We start from the raw sequence: 14,455 nt of genomic DNA, 5'->3' as shown, positions 1-14,455 counted from the left end.
AGCGCTCTGCACACTACATTTTTAGGAGGAGAGAGAATATGGCGAAGTCAAAACAATTGAAACTGGGAGCCTTGCTGCACGGAGTAGGGGGAAGCACTTCTACGTGGCGTCATCCTGATGCCAAACCGGATGCCAGCGTGAATTTTGAGCTTTACAAGTCGTGGGTACAGAAGGCCGAGGAAGGTAAGCTGGATCTGATTTTTATCGCAGATGGTCTGTATATCAATGAGAAATCTATTCCGCATTTCCTGAACCGTTTCGAGCCGTTGACCATTCTCAGCGCATTGGCTGCCGTCAGCACCAACATTGGGCTGGTAGGCACCTTGTCCACCTCCTACAGCGAGCCGTTCACTGTTGCCCGTCAGTTTGGATCGCTGGATGTGATCAGCGGTGGCCGCGCAGGTTGGAACGTGGTAACCTCTCCACTGGAAGGCTCCGCCCTGAACTATGGTAAAAAAGAGCATCCAGACCACAGCAAACGGTATCGGATTGCTACGGAATATCTGGAAGTCACTCGCGGACTATGGGATTCCTGGGAGGATGATGCTTTTGTCCGCGATAAGGAATCCGGCGTCTTCTTTGATCCGGAGAAGGTGCACACCTTGAACCACGAGGGAGAGTTCTTCTCCGTAAAAGGGCCGCTTAATATTGCCCGCTCCAAGCAGGGGCAGCCGGTCATTTTCCAGGCAGGCTCGTCTGAGGTTGGCCGGAACTATGCCTCGCAGGAAGCGGACGCGGTGTTCACAGGCCATGATACAATAGAATCCGCACAGGAATTCTATCGTGATGTCAAAGCCCGCGTGGCAGCATCCGGACGCAATCCGGACGAAGTGTTGATCTTCCCAGGGATCGGGCCAATCATTGGTGATACGGAGGAGGAAGCGGAGCGCAAATATCAGGAGGTTGCTGGCCTGGTAACGATTGAGAATGCGCTCAACTATTTGGGACGATTCTTCGAGCATCATGATTTCTCCCAATATCCGCTGGATGAGCCGTTCCCTGAACTGGGTGATCTGGGCAGAAACAGCTTCCAGAGCGGGACTGACAAGATCAAGAAGGATGCCAAGGAGCAAGGCCTGACCTTGCGTCAAGTGGCTCTGCAATCGGCTACGCCGCGTACGAGCTTCATCGGTACGCCGGAACAGGTAGCGAATCAGATTCAGACCTGGTTCGAGTCGGAAGCGGCAGATGGCTTTATGATCGCGGAATCTGTACCGGGCGGGCTGGAGCAATTTGTGGAACGGGTCGTGCCGATCCTGCAAGAGCGTGGACTGTTCCGTACAGAATACGAGAGTGACACACTGCGTGGCAACCTCGGACTGCCGGTACCGGAGAACCGGTATGTGAAGGCTTCGGAAACCGCAGGCAGCATCTAATAAAAAAAGTCATGGCGCTCTGCTTTTGCAGAGGCGACCATGGCTTTTTTTGATTTTGTTCGGGCGAGGTGGCATATTTGCCGCTTTGCCCTTGCGTATTTACAGAGACGATTAAGGCAACCCGATGGGGCGGATCGGCGTTTTATTTTGACACAATATATGTTGGGGTGTCTGTCTTGAAGATGATATGATTAAATGTATAAAAATATAATTTAAAACCATTATTAGGTATTATTTAATTGCCAAGTATTTAATGGATTAATAAGAGAACGTTTCATCAGGCCTACATAATAGCGAGCGCTTCTTTGCTCTAAAAGGGATGGTATAAAGCATGGTAGTAAATCCATTTAAAAAAGATGAAGGTAAAGTATTAGTATACAAATCATATCAAAGACTGCTCGATCAATGGGGAATACCTGTTCAAGAAAAGGATGTCCCTACTAGTTACGGTCAAACTCATATCATTACTGCCGGTCAGTCTATTCATCCTCCGTTGCTGCTCTTTCATGGCGTAGGGGATAATTCTGCGTTGATGTGGATTTATAACATTTCTGAACTCTCGAAGCATTTTTACGTTATTGCTGTCGATACAATTGGAGGACCAGGCAAAAGTAAACCTAACACTAACTATAATAAAAACTTTGATCAGGCGATATGGATTGACCAAATACTACAGCATTTAAAGTTTGATTCCATTAACATCGCTGGTGTTTCCAATGGGGCTTATCTAGCCAGTTACTATACAATCACCAATCCTTCTAAGGTCAATAAGATGGTCGGGCTAGCGGGTGGAATCAAGGTGAGCATGCTAAAGATGATGATGCTTTTTCTACCAGAGGCTTTACTGCCGTCGTCTGACAGAACAACAAGAAAACTGCTCAGAAAGCTATGCGCACCTAATACTTCAATTGTATTTGAAGAGAACGAGGAGTTAATGTCTCACTGGACATACTTACTTAAATATTTTAACAACAGGTCTATGATGTTTCATAAATACAGAAAATTTACAACGAATGAACTTTCAATCTTGAAAGAGAAAGCGATTTATTTAATTGGGGAGTTTGATCGGTTATCCAATTATCCAGGAGCAATTGAGGAGCTTGAAAGAAACAAGATCACATATAAGATCATTCCAAATGCAGGACATGGTATAAATCATGAGCAGGCAGATCGTGTTAACGAAGAACTTATTAATTATTTTGGTGGGAGAAATCCTTAATCTGCAAAATAATGAGTCTATCTAAGCCGAACAAAAGAAATTAACAAAAAGTGAAGATGGGCGAACGGGGAAGTTTGGAACCGCAGACGCAAAACGCTCGCCTGAATGCTTTCCACAGGAAAACTAGGCACTGGAACATAACCTGTCGACAGATTTCAAGCGCTAGAAGCGTAGAAGCGGGATATCCCCCTTCACCAGTTGTCTTAACAATGAAAAAAGGGGGTACCGCCCCCAACTAACCGTTTTAACAGTGAAAAGAGGGCCACCTCTCTAACTAACCATTTATTCAGTGAAAAAGAGGAACCACCTCGCAACTAACGGCAATTTTGTACCTTATTTTTCTTTAATATAGTCAAATGAGGGAAATAAGGGCATTATTGTATCTTATTTTTCGAAAAATCACGCTGGACGGGGTATCCTGGAAGATTTAAGGTACAATATTGCACTTAATCTTCAATACCCCTTAGCTACGGTGGATTTAAGGTACGAAAATGCCGCTAATTACACTTTGTTCCTTCTTATATAAGCTTTCTTTTCTCTTGGTTATGTTTTTTTAATGCGTTCTATACAGCTATTAGTTTTGTTATCTTGCTCTCTTATTCCAGTGCATCAGCAGGAATGGTGGTTTTAAGGTATAGTAGTGCTGCAAGCCATTCAAAGCGAACGCAAGGACTTACTGGAGGAATGCCGGTGGGAACGGTTGTGACCAAAATTTTCGAATATAGGGATGAACAAATAGAGGCACTGGGGCAAGCCGATATCACACTTGGAGCAGCAATGCAGCGGCTTGGCCGGGTGGAACGGATCATTATTCCGGATTTGTTCGCTGCGCTGGTTCATGCCATCGTAGGGCAATTAATCTCAGTGAAGGCGGCAGCTACAGTCTGGGGAAGAATGCAGGAACAGCTTGGTGAGATTACTCCGCAGAATTTGCTTCTATATACGGCAGATGATATTCAGCACTGTGGCATGACGATGAAAAAAGCCCGCTGTATCGAGGCAATTGCCCGTACTGTGGCGAAGAGGGAGCTCGATTTGGAAAGTCTGCGTGAACTCTCGGATCAGGAAGTCATCGCCAGACTAACGGCATTGCCTGGAATTGGCCGATGGACAGCAGAGATGCTGCTGATCAATTCCATGGAACGCCCGGATATCGTAAGCTGGGGGGATATCGCTATAAGGCGCGGCATGATGAAGCTGTACGGACTGGATTCACTCACCCGGGAGCAATTTGAGCAGTACCGTCAGAGCTATTCTCCTTGGGGTTCTGTAGCGTCGATCTACTTGTGGGAGCTTTCTTTTGAATAGATGCGCATTGAAAATGCAAGAAATGTTATGAAGGAAGGAAAGAGATTATTCAACATGGATAAAACCATAAGGGAGCAGCTGTTATTATTAACCGATGCGGATTATCAAAAATTCTCTGCCGGGCTTATCCCGAATGTATCCAACATCTTGGGTGTTCGGTTACCCGAGCTTCGTAAGTTGGCAAAAGGGATTGCACGGGGAGAATGGCGGGCCTATCTAGAGCAGGCTGATAGCGAATACTTCGAGGAAATCATGCTGCTGGGCATGGTCATTGGTTACGCGTCAAGCATCAAGAATGCAGATATCGAAGAAATATTGAAGTATATCGCCGCTTTTGTACCCAAGATTGATAACTGGTCAGTGTGCGACAGCTTCTGCATCGGACTGAAGTTCACCAGCAGACATCGTGACCGGGTATGGGACTTTCTCCAGACTTATCTGGCATCCGATCAGGAATATGAGATCCGGTTTGCAGTGGTTATGTTATTGAATTTTTATGTCGAAGCGGATGATATGGATCGGGTATTAGCGAAACTGGATGTAATCAAGCATGAAGGATATTATGTCAAAATGGCTGTGGCCTGGGCGTTATCTGTTTGTTATGTCAAACATCCAGAGCGGGTAATGAAGTATCTGAAGCATAACCTCCTTGATGATTTTACATTCAATAAAACACTGCAAAAAATTACGGAATCTTACCGTGTCAGCTCAGAGGACAAGCAGATAATCCGGAGTATGAAACGCAGATGAAGCGCTGCTGCATATCGTCTTGGATCTAGGCGGGATGAATGGGCAAGTTAAGCATAAGCCGAAAGTGAGATTTGGCTCCAACAGTGAGGCTCCAACAGTAATATAGGGAGTATATAAAAACGGAACGAACCCCCACCAGTCCGAAGTTGGATCGGTGGGGGTTCGTTTGTAATATCGGATGGAGCTGCCTGTATTAAGTTGACTGTGGCCTTATTTCCCGTTGTTCTTTTGACTGCGTAGACGTTCCAGTTCGAGGTCTACGGCTTGGCTCAGCTTGGGATCTACTGCAGGGCGGGCAATGTGGCCGGATTGTTCTGCCAGCACTTCCCACTCGTTAATTTTCTCCTCCATACGCTCGAATCCACGGGAAGCCGTGTTAGTAGCATTCAAGCCATATTTGCCATAGTCATTGGCACTGCCGCTATTGCTGCGGGGAGCGGATTGGATGGTCTCCGATGCTTTGCGGGCACGTTCTGCGAGTTCGGCTCTTTTGGCCTTCAGGCGAGTGCGTTCTTCTTTGGCTCTGGTGATGTTGGTTTCGAGTGTAGCCAGCGTTTGCCGGGTCTCCTCTAGACCGGATACACATTCTTGAATACTTTCGGTGTACCGCAGTTTGGCTACCACAGCCAGGCGCGCTGCTTCTTCATTGCCTTGGGCCATAGCATTAAGGGCCTCGGATTCACTTTGTTCTACTAGTTTCGTGTACTCTTGCTTACGACGCTCCAGCACGGTCGCGGCGACTTGCAGATCACGTTCATTACGTTCTGCGGTTTCAATTTCTTCCTCAAGATCGCGCAGGTATTGTCCAGTCAACAGGATGGGATTCTCCAGTTTGTTCAGGCCTTCGTTCAGGGCGGCTTTAGTCAGGGTTGCAATTCTATTCAGGATACTCATAAGTAATCTCTCCTCATAATTAGGTTGGGTTCACAGGAACAGGGCAACAGTGGATTAATAGAAATCGTGTTTATCAGAAAAGTTGCCATACGGCTCTTGGGGAACCAGAATACTCAAGATGATGTACAGCAGAGCGACTGTGCCAAAGCTGAAGAATGCACCCACTACCGTAATCACCCGGAGGATTGTCGCATCGATGCCAAGCCATTGGGCTATTCCTCCACACAGACCACTAAGTTTCTTATCATTTCTGGAACGGTATAATTTTGTCATGCTATATCTTCCTCTCCTGGGTGAGTTTTATTTGAATTTGTTTAACCGGCTTGCTTATGTACTTATTGTAGGATCTTTTGAAGGTTCGCAAAACAGCCTGAGGACGGTTTTATGCACTCGACCTAAGGCGGGGAAGGCTCCCGCAGAAAGACGGGGATGCTGTGGGAAAACGTGATGAAGAGGGGTAAATAATCATGATAGAGCATGAAAAAAGGCGAGATATCATGAAAAAGCAGCCCCCGGATGGGAACTGCTTAGTTTGTAGTGAAGTGAGAATGTTCTCCCCTTCAGGATTTTCAACCCCGTCGGGTCAGTGCCCAGAATAGAAGGGCTGCGGCGCTGACAGTGGCGCCCAGCAGGCACACCGCATTCCAGCCACCGTGGGCATATGCATAGGTCGAAGCGAGGGAGCCGGAAGCACTTCCTATAGAATAAAAGATCATGTATGCGGCGGTGAGACGGCTCCGGGCTTCGGGTCTTACGTTGAAAATCAGGCTCTGGTTGGTAACATGCACGGCCTGAACAGCCAAGTCCAGAAGTATAATACCACCTAGCAGTGCGAGCAGTGAGTAGTGCAGCAGTGAAATTAGCGCCCACGAGGCTAGCAGTAGAATAAGCGCTAGCCCGGTGGTACGCTGGCCGAATCCCCGGTCGGCCAGTACCCCGGCCCGAGCTGCTGCGAGGGCACCGGCGACCCCGGCCAGGCCAAAGGCACCGATGGCCGTGTGCGATAGGGAGAAGGGCGGCGCGCTGAGCGGCAGCACCAGAGAGGTCCACAAGATGCTGAACGCCATAAAGATCAGCAGAGCAAGCACCGCGCGGACCCGCAGGATCCGCTCCTGCACGAATAGCGCGAGAACCGAGCGCAGCAGCTGCGGATACGATAATGACGCGCGTTTCTGTTCTGAAGGCAAGATCCGCAGCAGGATCAACGCAATAATGGCCATCATTCCGGCGGAGAACAGGTAGACAGAACGCCAGCCCGCAAGGTCGGTCAGCACACCTGCGACCGTACGTGCAAGCAGAATGCCGATGACAATCCCGCTGGTGACAAGGCCGACGATGCGGCCACGTTCAGCGGGAGCGGCCAGAGTCGCCGCGAAGGCGACAAGCACTTGTGTCACAACGGCAAGCAGGCCAACAAAGGCCAGGCCGATGAAGAGTACATTAATCCCAGGCGCGAATCCTACGATGATAAGAGCCAATACAGATAAAGTCATCTGGCTTACAATGAGCTTGCGTCTGTTCAGCAGATCCCCCAATGGAACTAACAGCAGCAGCCCAAGAGCATAGCAAATTTGGGTAATGGTGATAACCACTCCAATAGAAGCATGGGAGATGGAGAATTCACTCGCCAGGGTGTCCAGCAGCGGCTGGGCATAATAGATGTTAGAGACAGCTAGCCCACAGGCGATGGCGAATAACAAGGCTACAGAGCGGGACATCCCCGATGCCGGAAGGTGTGAAGGTAAGGGGGTAGTATGATCGGCAGCCATGGGGATTTGTGAATCAGAGATGTGATTGTTCACAGAGTATCTCTCCTTTTTTAATTTATACTGATTAGTATAATATACTGAATAGTATGAAAAGAATCCAGTAAAATTTAAATTGTCTTAAAAGGGAGTGTCAAAATAATTAGTAGCAGTTTTATTGGGGTTGCTCTGTTTCTTACTGTGTAAATCACTTCAATTTGACAACCCTTATCTAAAACTTTAAAATTATAACATACTGAACGATATGAAAAGAGTTGATGAATATGGTTCGACAGCGGGAATTTGATGAAGGGAAGGCGCTGGATGCGGCGATGACGGTGTTTTGGGAGAAGGGGTTCGAAGCGTCTTCTTTAAATGATTTGACTTTTGAAATGGGTATTCAGCGCCCCAGTCTATACGCGGCGTTTGGGGACAAGAAGCAGTTATTCGAAACTGCGCTGCGGAAATATACCCAGCTTCATGCATCCGATATCCGGTCCAAGCTGCAAAAGGGGAAAACGGTCAAGGAATCTTTTCGTTTCTTGCTCGAAGGGATCGTGGAAGAGGAATACGCAATAGGGCCCAGCAAGGGATGTTTTTGTATTAATACGATGGTGGAGCTTGCTCCCCATGACGAGAAATTCGAGATTCTGACGCGGGAACATCAGATGTACCTGGCTACGATTTTTCAGGAAAAAATAGAACAGGGCGTACACTCAGGCGAACTGGCGGGTGATACCAATATAAAAGCCCTGGCACAAGGGCTGGTTATCACGCTGATCGGGCTTACGGTGATGATGAAGGCGCGCCCGGAGCGCTCTTTTGCTGATAATGCCATTCAGATGGCACTGACGATGATCAAGTGAAATTGTTCAGCAGTACTCGCAGAATAAGATCTCTAAGTCGTTCTCAAGTTTATACGGTATCGCTTTTTTTGTGATTATATTATGTAGTTCGATCTCTTTCTTATATAAAGAAGCGGAAAAGAAGGTGAGAAAAGAAGTGATAGAAGTTGATTCATGAAAACAACATGGACAAAACTAGATATACCATTAAGGGGGACCCGAATGGCGGCTGGGAGTTTGTTATGCTTCTGGATGCCCATAAGACAGCGGAAAGTGCAGAGCTGCTGATGAAGACGATAGATCGCAAATTTAGCGAGATTATTAACAGTTTGTCCCTGCCCATCCACCAAACTTTTAAAACATTAGAGGACTTCTTGTTGTCTGTGTTCAAGTCGGAAGCTTTTAGAAGCCAATGCCAGCAAGTGGAGGGTGAAACGGCATGTCTGCTGTGCGTCCGCAAGGAGAACTATTTGTGGTGGTTCTCTGTAAGAGACAACTCTGTATATTTGCTCTATCCGGACCTGGCATGCCGGGCAGGGGCGGGATGGTGCTTCTGTGGTTGCATGGGGGTATGGGAATGATCAGGTGGCGGCTATGCCTAGTGATTAACCGATTACAGACAGGATTTCATCAGTGGTTGATTGAGCACAACTTGTATTCCTAATGTGATAATATAACAGGGAGATTAGAGAACATAATTATTATATTTCCTCTACAAGGACATCGGAGAGCTTGCGGCGATACAAGTATTATTATCCATGCGCTAATCCTTTTCTATGGATTATGGACAGGTACTACCTTCCATTCCATTGTAAAGGATTTTTCTTTACCTATGGGTCACTTTCACCGAATTTGAAGAAGATTGCAAGTAAATTGCAGGATATTTGTCGAATTTCGTAGAAATATAACCATATCATTTTCAAAGAAAGATGTTTCCCTTTAATGATGTTATTGTTTAGATAATGAACTAACTTGTCGGGCATCTTGTAGATTGGGGTCGGTTTCATAATGAGGGGTATTCTCCGAGTTAGTTCTCGTACTATCTTATTTTATATAGCTGCTGCCGTTGTTGTTGGTTTGGTTGTAAGCTATGCCGTCATCTCTGCTCCGGATTCCCCTAAGCTTAAAAGTGAAAAAGGCATTCTGAATTTAACGCAGGTTCATGTAAGTGAGAATCCGGTAAAGTTAGCAGGGGAGTGGACGTTCTATTGGAAAGAGCTATTGTCGCCTGAGGAAATACAGAATCGCTTAGCAAGGGACGGAAATCATGACCGCTGGATCAGCATCCCGAGCTCCTGGCTAGGGTATCAGTTAGATGGTCAGCAGCTGGACGGTACAGGCTTTGCAACCTTTCGGTTGGTCATAAAGCTTAGCGAGCAGGATAGGAATGAGCGGCTTGCTCTGCGGCTGCCTACCATCTTTCATGCATATAAATTATGGGTTAATGGCGAGTTACTGGCGGAAGTTGGTGTGGTTGGTCAGGATAAGAGCAGCGTGACACCGCATCTGGCAACGAAGATGGTGTTCTTCCAGCCCGAGAATGACAGGGTAGAGCTTGTAATGCAAGTCGCCAACTTCCATCATGCCCGAGGCGGCATCACCAAGTATATAGAGCTGGGCGGCAGTGATGTGTTAACGGTCAAGACCAATCTGAGAATTGCTGCCGAGATGTTCGTAACTGCAAGCCTGCTAGTGATTGGCGTGTATCACCTGCTGTTGTTCGCCCTGCGACTCAAAGACAGGGCGACATTGTATTTTGGTCTGTTCACCCTGTTGTTTGGTATCCGATCCTTGCTGGTTGGCGAGCTATTGATCACACAATTGTGGCCAGCTATTCCGTGGGAACTGCAGTTCAAGATGGAGTACCTGATTCTTTGCAGCAGTACTTATATCATCACGATGTACTTTGATTGCATTTTTCCCAATTATGTGTCGCGTTGGTTTCATCTTAGCACGCGAATCCCCACCGGCGCATTCTGTATAATTATTGTGGTGGCCCCTGCACTTATATATACAAAATTATTACTGCTGATCGGTGTCATGATTGTTCTGCATATGGTTTATCTGATGGTTGGACTGGCCCGGGTGGCTATGCGGCGTATGGAGGGAGCGCTGATCTTCCTGCTGGTATCGGTGGTTGCTTTGGCTACTGTCATCAACGATTTTTTATATTATAACGAATGGTCACTAATCGGAAATACATCTCCTGTTGGTCTGTTGATTTTTACGATTGCACAGATGATGCTGCTTTCTTCAAGATTTACGAGGGCGGCATCAAACGAAGAGAGGATTGCACGTGAGCTGCTGGATGCTAACAACAAGCTGACCGAAATGAATATGAATTTGGAACGGACCGTGCAGGAACGCACAACTGCCTTATCCGAAGCTCATGATGGTCTTCGCACTTCATACGAACGGTTACTTCGCTCCGAGCAAGGGAGAAAAAAGCTTCTCGCCTATATTACACACGATCTGCGTATGCCGTTGTCCAGCATGCTTGGGTATGTAGAAGCTGTGCAGGACAGGATCAAGCCGGAACGTAATGAACAGTACCTGAAATATATCCGGGATAACACGATAAGGGTTAACCGTATGATCGAGGAGTTGTCCTTCTTGTCACATTTGGAGACAGGACAAGTCTCGTACCGAATGGAGCCGGTTCATGTGATTCACTTCTTGCGCCAATTCTATGAACAATATGAGCTGGTTGTGCTTGACGCAGGGTTGGATTTCATGCTGGATATCGGAGATGTGGAAGATCAAGGACAAAGCTTGCCTGTTGTAAAGATGGATGCGCAAAGACTGGATCAGGCGTTGTTCAATCTAGTGTCGAACGCAATGAAGTTCACCCCTAGAGGTGGGGTGGTGCGTATTGCGCTAGCTGTGGACAAGGTGAAAGATACCCGCTATGCGATAATTAGCGTAGAAGACTCTGGCACGGGCATTCCTCCAGATCAGCTGGAGCAAATCTTTGATCGTAATTACAAGTATGATCGGCCGGGAGTGGAGAATGGTATAGAGGGTAGCGGGCTCGGGCTGGCGATTTGCCGGGAAATTGTACAAGCGCATGGAGGGACGGTTCAAGCAGAGAGTGACGGCAAGACGGGGGCGGTATTCTACGTATCACTTCCTTGTATTGAAGATGAAAGAAGGTGACGGTGTGGTGGACACTTACAAAATAATGATCGTCGATGATGATCCCCATATATGCGAGATTGTTCAGGTGTATTGCGAGAGAGAGGGTTACATATCCTCCTACAGTCATAACGGGGCAGAAGCCATGAAGCTGCTTGAATCGTTCGAGCCGGATTTGATTGTACTGGATGTATTGCTGGCTAATGAAAACGGCATTGATTGGTGTATGAACGCACGTAGCTACACGAATGCGCCGATCGTGTTTCTAAGCAGTCGTGAGGAAGACGAGGTGAAAATCAGTGCATTATCCTACGGCGGCGACGATTATGTGACCAAGCCGTTCAGTCCGGGAGTACTCATGGCCAAGATCAAGGCTCACCTTCGCAGAGTGTCGGCGGGCAGAAGGGAACAACTGCTGGAGTTACCGGGTTTGACGCTGGATTTCTACGCACAGTCCGTCAACATAGAGAGTAAAACTGTCTTTTTATCGAAAAAAGAGTTCAGTCTGCTGTCCTATATGGCACAAAACGTTAATAATGTCGTCAGTGTCGATACGTTGTTTCAGATCATCTGGGGAATGGAGAGTCTGGAGGATACGAGAACGGTCGCTGTACACATCAGTAATTTGCGTAAAAAAATCGAGGCTGACCCTGTCCATCCGGAGAGAATCATTACGGTGCGGGGGGCCGGATATATGCTGGTTGCCAGAATGGCGCTGCAAGCGAGAACATAGTGTTAAGGTGGGTAGTGTGGCCACAGCTACCACTAAACTTAAGATCGGATTCATTAAAAAAAGCGTCGTAGGGATATCTCCCTTACGACGCTTTTTTTATACACTATTACGATAGGACATTCCTTAATTCTTATAGTGTTAAGAACAGGTCTAGCGCGAACTTAAAGTTTTCTTTGAGTTTCATTAATGGGCTAAACTATCATGATAAAATACAACCAGTAAAATTGCTATGATTAATCATACTTTAGGAGGAACAACACCCATGAAAAGGCGCATGATAAGGCGCATGATGAGTTTGTCGTTAGCCTTGCTACTAGCTTTGCCCCCTGTTGCCTACACGGCAAGCGAGGGTACAACGATCAGCACAATAGCTGGCACAGGGACCGCCGGATATTCGGGAGATGGAGAGGCAGCGACGTCATCTCAGTTGAACGATCCACGTGGATTGACTATAGACAGCAACGGGGATGTGTATATAGCGGATAGAAGTAACGCAGTCGTTCGGAAGGTGGACAAGTCGACGGGGTACATCAGTACGGTCGCGGGTACGGGGACTATTGGCTATTCGGGAGACGGAGGAATGGCGACCTCGGCACAGTTGAATTTACCGATGGGAGTAGCTATTGACAGCAGTGGAGATCTGTATATAACGGATACTGGAAACCACACGATTCGAAAAGTAGAACAATCGACGGGTATCATCAGCACGGTAGTGGGTACGGGGGATGTTGGCTATTCGGGAGACGGAGAAGCGGCGACATTGGCCCAGTTGAACTACCCGGAGAAACTAGCTTTTGACAGCAACGGAAATATGTATATCGCGGATCATTATAACCAGCGGATCCGGAAAGTAGATAAGTTGACGGGTATCATCAGTACGGTGGCGGGCACGGGGATTGCTGACTACTCAGGAGACGGAGAAGCAGCGACCTCGGCCCCCTTGAGCTTCCCGTCAGGAGTAGCTTTTGACAGCGACGATAATCTATATATAGCGGAGAATGGAAGCAACACGATTCGGAAAGTAGATAAGTTGACGGGTATCATGGGCACGGTGGCGGGTACAGGGGGTACTGGCTTTACGGAAGATGGACAACCAGCGACACTAACCACCATGAGCAACGTGACTGACGTAGCTGTGGACAGCAGCGGTAATATATATATAGCCGATACTACGAACCACCGGACTCGGAAAGTAGACAGGCTGACCGGTATCATGGGCACGGTGGCGGGCACGGGGGAGGCTGGCTATTCAGGAGACGGAGGAGCCGCGACGTCGGCCCAATTGTATTACCCGAATGGGGTAGCTGTAGACAGAAATGACAATGTATATATCGCGGATTCCAGTAATAACCGGATTCGCAAGGTGGGACTAGCAAGCAATGCCAGCTTGAGCAAATTGACGCTGTCGAGCGGAACACTGAGTCCGGCATTTGTGCCGGGCGAGAAAAGCTACACGGCGAGCGTAGCAAACAGCGTGAGCAGCATCACGGTAACACCAACGGTGAGCGACAGCAGCTCATTAGTATTCGTAAATGGTATGCCTGTGACGAGTGGTTCAGCATCGGGAGCAATTGACTTGAACGTGGGGAGCGATAACACGATTACAGTCAAGGTGATAGCGCAGGATGGTACATCGAAACAAATGTATAACGTGAAGGTTGAGAGACAGCCTGCTGCACCGATTGAACTGACAGCGACAGCTGGCAACGGACAGGTGACGTTGAACTGGAGCAGTGTGCCGGAAGCAGCTGAATATCATATTTACCAGGGAACGACAACGGGGCATTATGGCCCGATTCCAATTGCGACCGTCAGCGGAGCAACCAACAGCTACAAGGCAGTGGAACTGACGAACGGAACAACTTACTATTTTGCAGTACAAGCAAGCAACGCTACAGGCGCCATCGGTTACTCTAACGAAGTAAGTGCACTACCACAAAAAGGAACTACAACGGTAGCAGCAACTGATCTGACCATCGGGACAGATGCACCGGTGACAGGCGCGACCCAAGCTGACGGAACGAATACATTTAACCATGCAACAGCGGCTGTAACATGGTCGAGCGGCGGGGCTGATGCGCCAGCAAGCGGAACCTATTTGTCAGGTACAGCTTATAAAACGAAATATGTACTTACAGCCGATACAGGTTATGTGTTTGACGCAACGGCTAATGCATACGAGAAAAACGGAGCGCAAGATTTAACTAGCCGAATTACCAATCTAGGTGCAGGCACATTTACAGCAACGGTATCAAGTACGGTTAAAATAAACGATACGCTAACCATTGTCACAACCTGGCCAACGACAGCGGTAAATACAATAGCTGCAACCGATCTGACCATCGGAACAGCTGTACCGGTGACAGGCGCGACCCAAGCTGACGGAACGAATACATTTAACCATGCAACAGCGGCTGTAACATGGTCGAGCGGCGGGGCTGATGCGCCAG

12 protein-coding genes are annotated in these 14,455 nt (G+C 47.7%); 9 read left to right on the top strand and 3 right to left on the bottom strand.

The window, feature by feature from the left end; genetic code table 11:
* Window positions 1–38: 38 nt before the first annotated feature.
* The 4 genes from ACFVU8_RS15735 to ACFVU8_RS15720 all read left to right on the top strand — a co-directional run bounded on the left by ACFVU8_RS15735 (window position 39) and on the right by ACFVU8_RS15720 (window position 4,653).
* The gene (locus ACFVU8_RS15735) at window positions 39–1,376 is read left to right on the top strand and encodes an LLM class flavin-dependent oxidoreductase (protein WP_387428343.1); all 1,338 of its coding nucleotides are present in this window, start codon (window positions 39–41) and stop codon (window positions 1,374–1,376) included.
* A 331-nt stretch (window positions 1,377–1,707) separates the two neighbouring features.
* Complete coding sequence (locus tag ACFVU8_RS15730; protein WP_387428341.1) at window positions 1,708–2,595, top strand: alpha/beta fold hydrolase; 888 nt, start codon at window positions 1,708–1,710, stop codon at window positions 2,593–2,595.
* Window positions 2,596–3,285: 690 nt separating this feature from the next.
* Window positions 3,286–3,903: a DNA-3-methyladenine glycosylase family protein gene (locus ACFVU8_RS15725; protein WP_387428340.1), complete on the top strand. Its 618-nt coding sequence runs from the start codon at window positions 3,286–3,288 to the stop codon at window positions 3,901–3,903.
* A gap of 54 nt (window positions 3,904–3,957) precedes the next feature.
* A complete protein-coding gene (locus tag ACFVU8_RS15720; protein ID WP_387428338.1) occupies window positions 3,958–4,653 on the top strand; it encodes a DNA alkylation repair protein in 696 nt (231 codons plus the stop codon).
* A 210-nt stretch (window positions 4,654–4,863) separates the two neighbouring features.
* Here ACFVU8_RS15720 and ACFVU8_RS15715 read toward each other — a convergent pair whose 3' ends face one another.
* From ACFVU8_RS15715 to ACFVU8_RS15705, 3 genes are all read right to left on the bottom strand, one after another.
* A complete protein-coding gene (locus ACFVU8_RS15715) occupies window positions 4,864–5,547 on the bottom strand; it encodes a PspA/IM30 family protein (RefSeq protein WP_387428336.1) in 684 nt (227 codons plus the stop codon).
* Between the two features lie 54 nt (window positions 5,548–5,601).
* Window positions 5,602–5,820: a PspC domain-containing protein gene (locus ACFVU8_RS15710; RefSeq protein ID WP_379465285.1), complete on the bottom strand. Its 219-nt coding sequence runs from the start codon at window positions 5,818–5,820 to the stop codon at window positions 5,602–5,604.
* A 296-nt stretch (window positions 5,821–6,116) separates the two neighbouring features.
* On the bottom strand, window positions 6,117–7,316 hold the full coding sequence (locus ACFVU8_RS15705; protein WP_379465538.1) for an MFS transporter: 1,200 nt from the start codon (window positions 7,314–7,316) through the stop codon (window positions 6,117–6,119).
* A gap of 260 nt (window positions 7,317–7,576) precedes the next feature.
* Here ACFVU8_RS15705 and ACFVU8_RS15700 point away from each other — a divergent pair, with 260 nt between their 5' ends.
* The 5 genes from ACFVU8_RS15700 to ACFVU8_RS15680 form a co-directional block, all read left to right on the top strand.
* Window positions 7,577–8,158 carry a TetR/AcrR family transcriptional regulator gene (locus tag ACFVU8_RS15700; RefSeq protein WP_387428334.1) on the top strand — a complete coding sequence of 194 codons (582 nt, stop codon included), beginning with the start codon at window positions 7,577–7,579 and terminating at the stop codon, window positions 8,156–8,158.
* Between the two features lie 164 nt (window positions 8,159–8,322).
* Complete coding sequence (locus ACFVU8_RS15695) at window positions 8,323–8,718, top strand: PP2C family serine/threonine-protein phosphatase (RefSeq protein ID WP_387428332.1); 396 nt, start codon at window positions 8,323–8,325, stop codon at window positions 8,716–8,718.
* Window positions 8,719–9,145: 427 nt separating this feature from the next.
* On the top strand, window positions 9,146–11,293 hold the full coding sequence (locus tag ACFVU8_RS15690; RefSeq protein ID WP_387428330.1) for a sensor histidine kinase: 2,148 nt from the start codon (window positions 9,146–9,148) through the stop codon (window positions 11,291–11,293).
* Between the two features lie 7 nt (window positions 11,294–11,300).
* Window positions 11,301–12,005: a response regulator transcription factor gene (locus ACFVU8_RS15685; protein WP_387428328.1), complete on the top strand. Its 705-nt coding sequence runs from the start codon at window positions 11,301–11,303 to the stop codon at window positions 12,003–12,005.
* 262 nt (window positions 12,006–12,267) lie between these two features.
* On the top strand, window positions 12,268–14,455 hold a 2,188-nt coding region (locus tag ACFVU8_RS15680; protein ID WP_387428326.1), incomplete at its 3' end, for an NHL domain-containing protein.

It is taken from the genome of Paenibacillus sp. NPDC058177 (assembly GCF_042883835.1).
Taxonomy (GTDB): domain Bacteria; phylum Bacillota; class Bacilli; order Paenibacillales; family Paenibacillaceae; genus Paenibacillus_AQ; species Paenibacillus_AQ agri.
Note: the sequence above shows the minus strand (reverse complement) of the source record. Positions and strands in the feature narration are given on the sequence as shown.

Excerpts from the sequence above, each read along its gene's own strand:
- ACFVU8_RS15710 (WP_379465285.1), bottom strand. The coding sequence starts at position 5,820 with ATGACAAAATTATACCGTTCCAGAAATGATAAGAAACTTAGTGGTCTG.
- ACFVU8_RS15735 (WP_387428343.1), top strand. The coding sequence starts at position 39 with ATGGCGAAGTCAAAACAATTGAAACTGGGAGCCTTGCTGCACGGAGTA.
- ACFVU8_RS15720 (WP_387428338.1), top strand. The coding sequence starts at position 3,958 with ATGGATAAAACCATAAGGGAGCAGCTGTTATTATTAACCGATGCGGAT.
- ACFVU8_RS15715 (WP_387428336.1), bottom strand. The coding sequence starts at position 5,547 with ATGAGTATCCTGAATAGAATTGCAACCCTGACTAAAGCCGCCCTGAAC.
- ACFVU8_RS15695 (WP_387428332.1), top strand. The coding sequence starts at position 8,323 with ATGGACAAAACTAGATATACCATTAAGGGGGACCCGAATGGCGGCTGG.
- ACFVU8_RS15730 (WP_387428341.1), top strand. The coding sequence starts at position 1,708 with ATGGTAGTAAATCCATTTAAAAAAGATGAAGGTAAAGTATTAGTATAC.
- ACFVU8_RS15690 (WP_387428330.1), top strand. The coding sequence starts at position 9,146 with ATGAGGGGTATTCTCCGAGTTAGTTCTCGTACTATCTTATTTTATATA.
- ACFVU8_RS15700 (WP_387428334.1), top strand. The coding sequence starts at position 7,577 with ATGGTTCGACAGCGGGAATTTGATGAAGGGAAGGCGCTGGATGCGGCG.
- ACFVU8_RS15705 (WP_379465538.1), bottom strand. The coding sequence starts at position 7,316 with ATGGCTGCCGATCATACTACCCCCTTACCTTCACACCTTCCGGCATCG.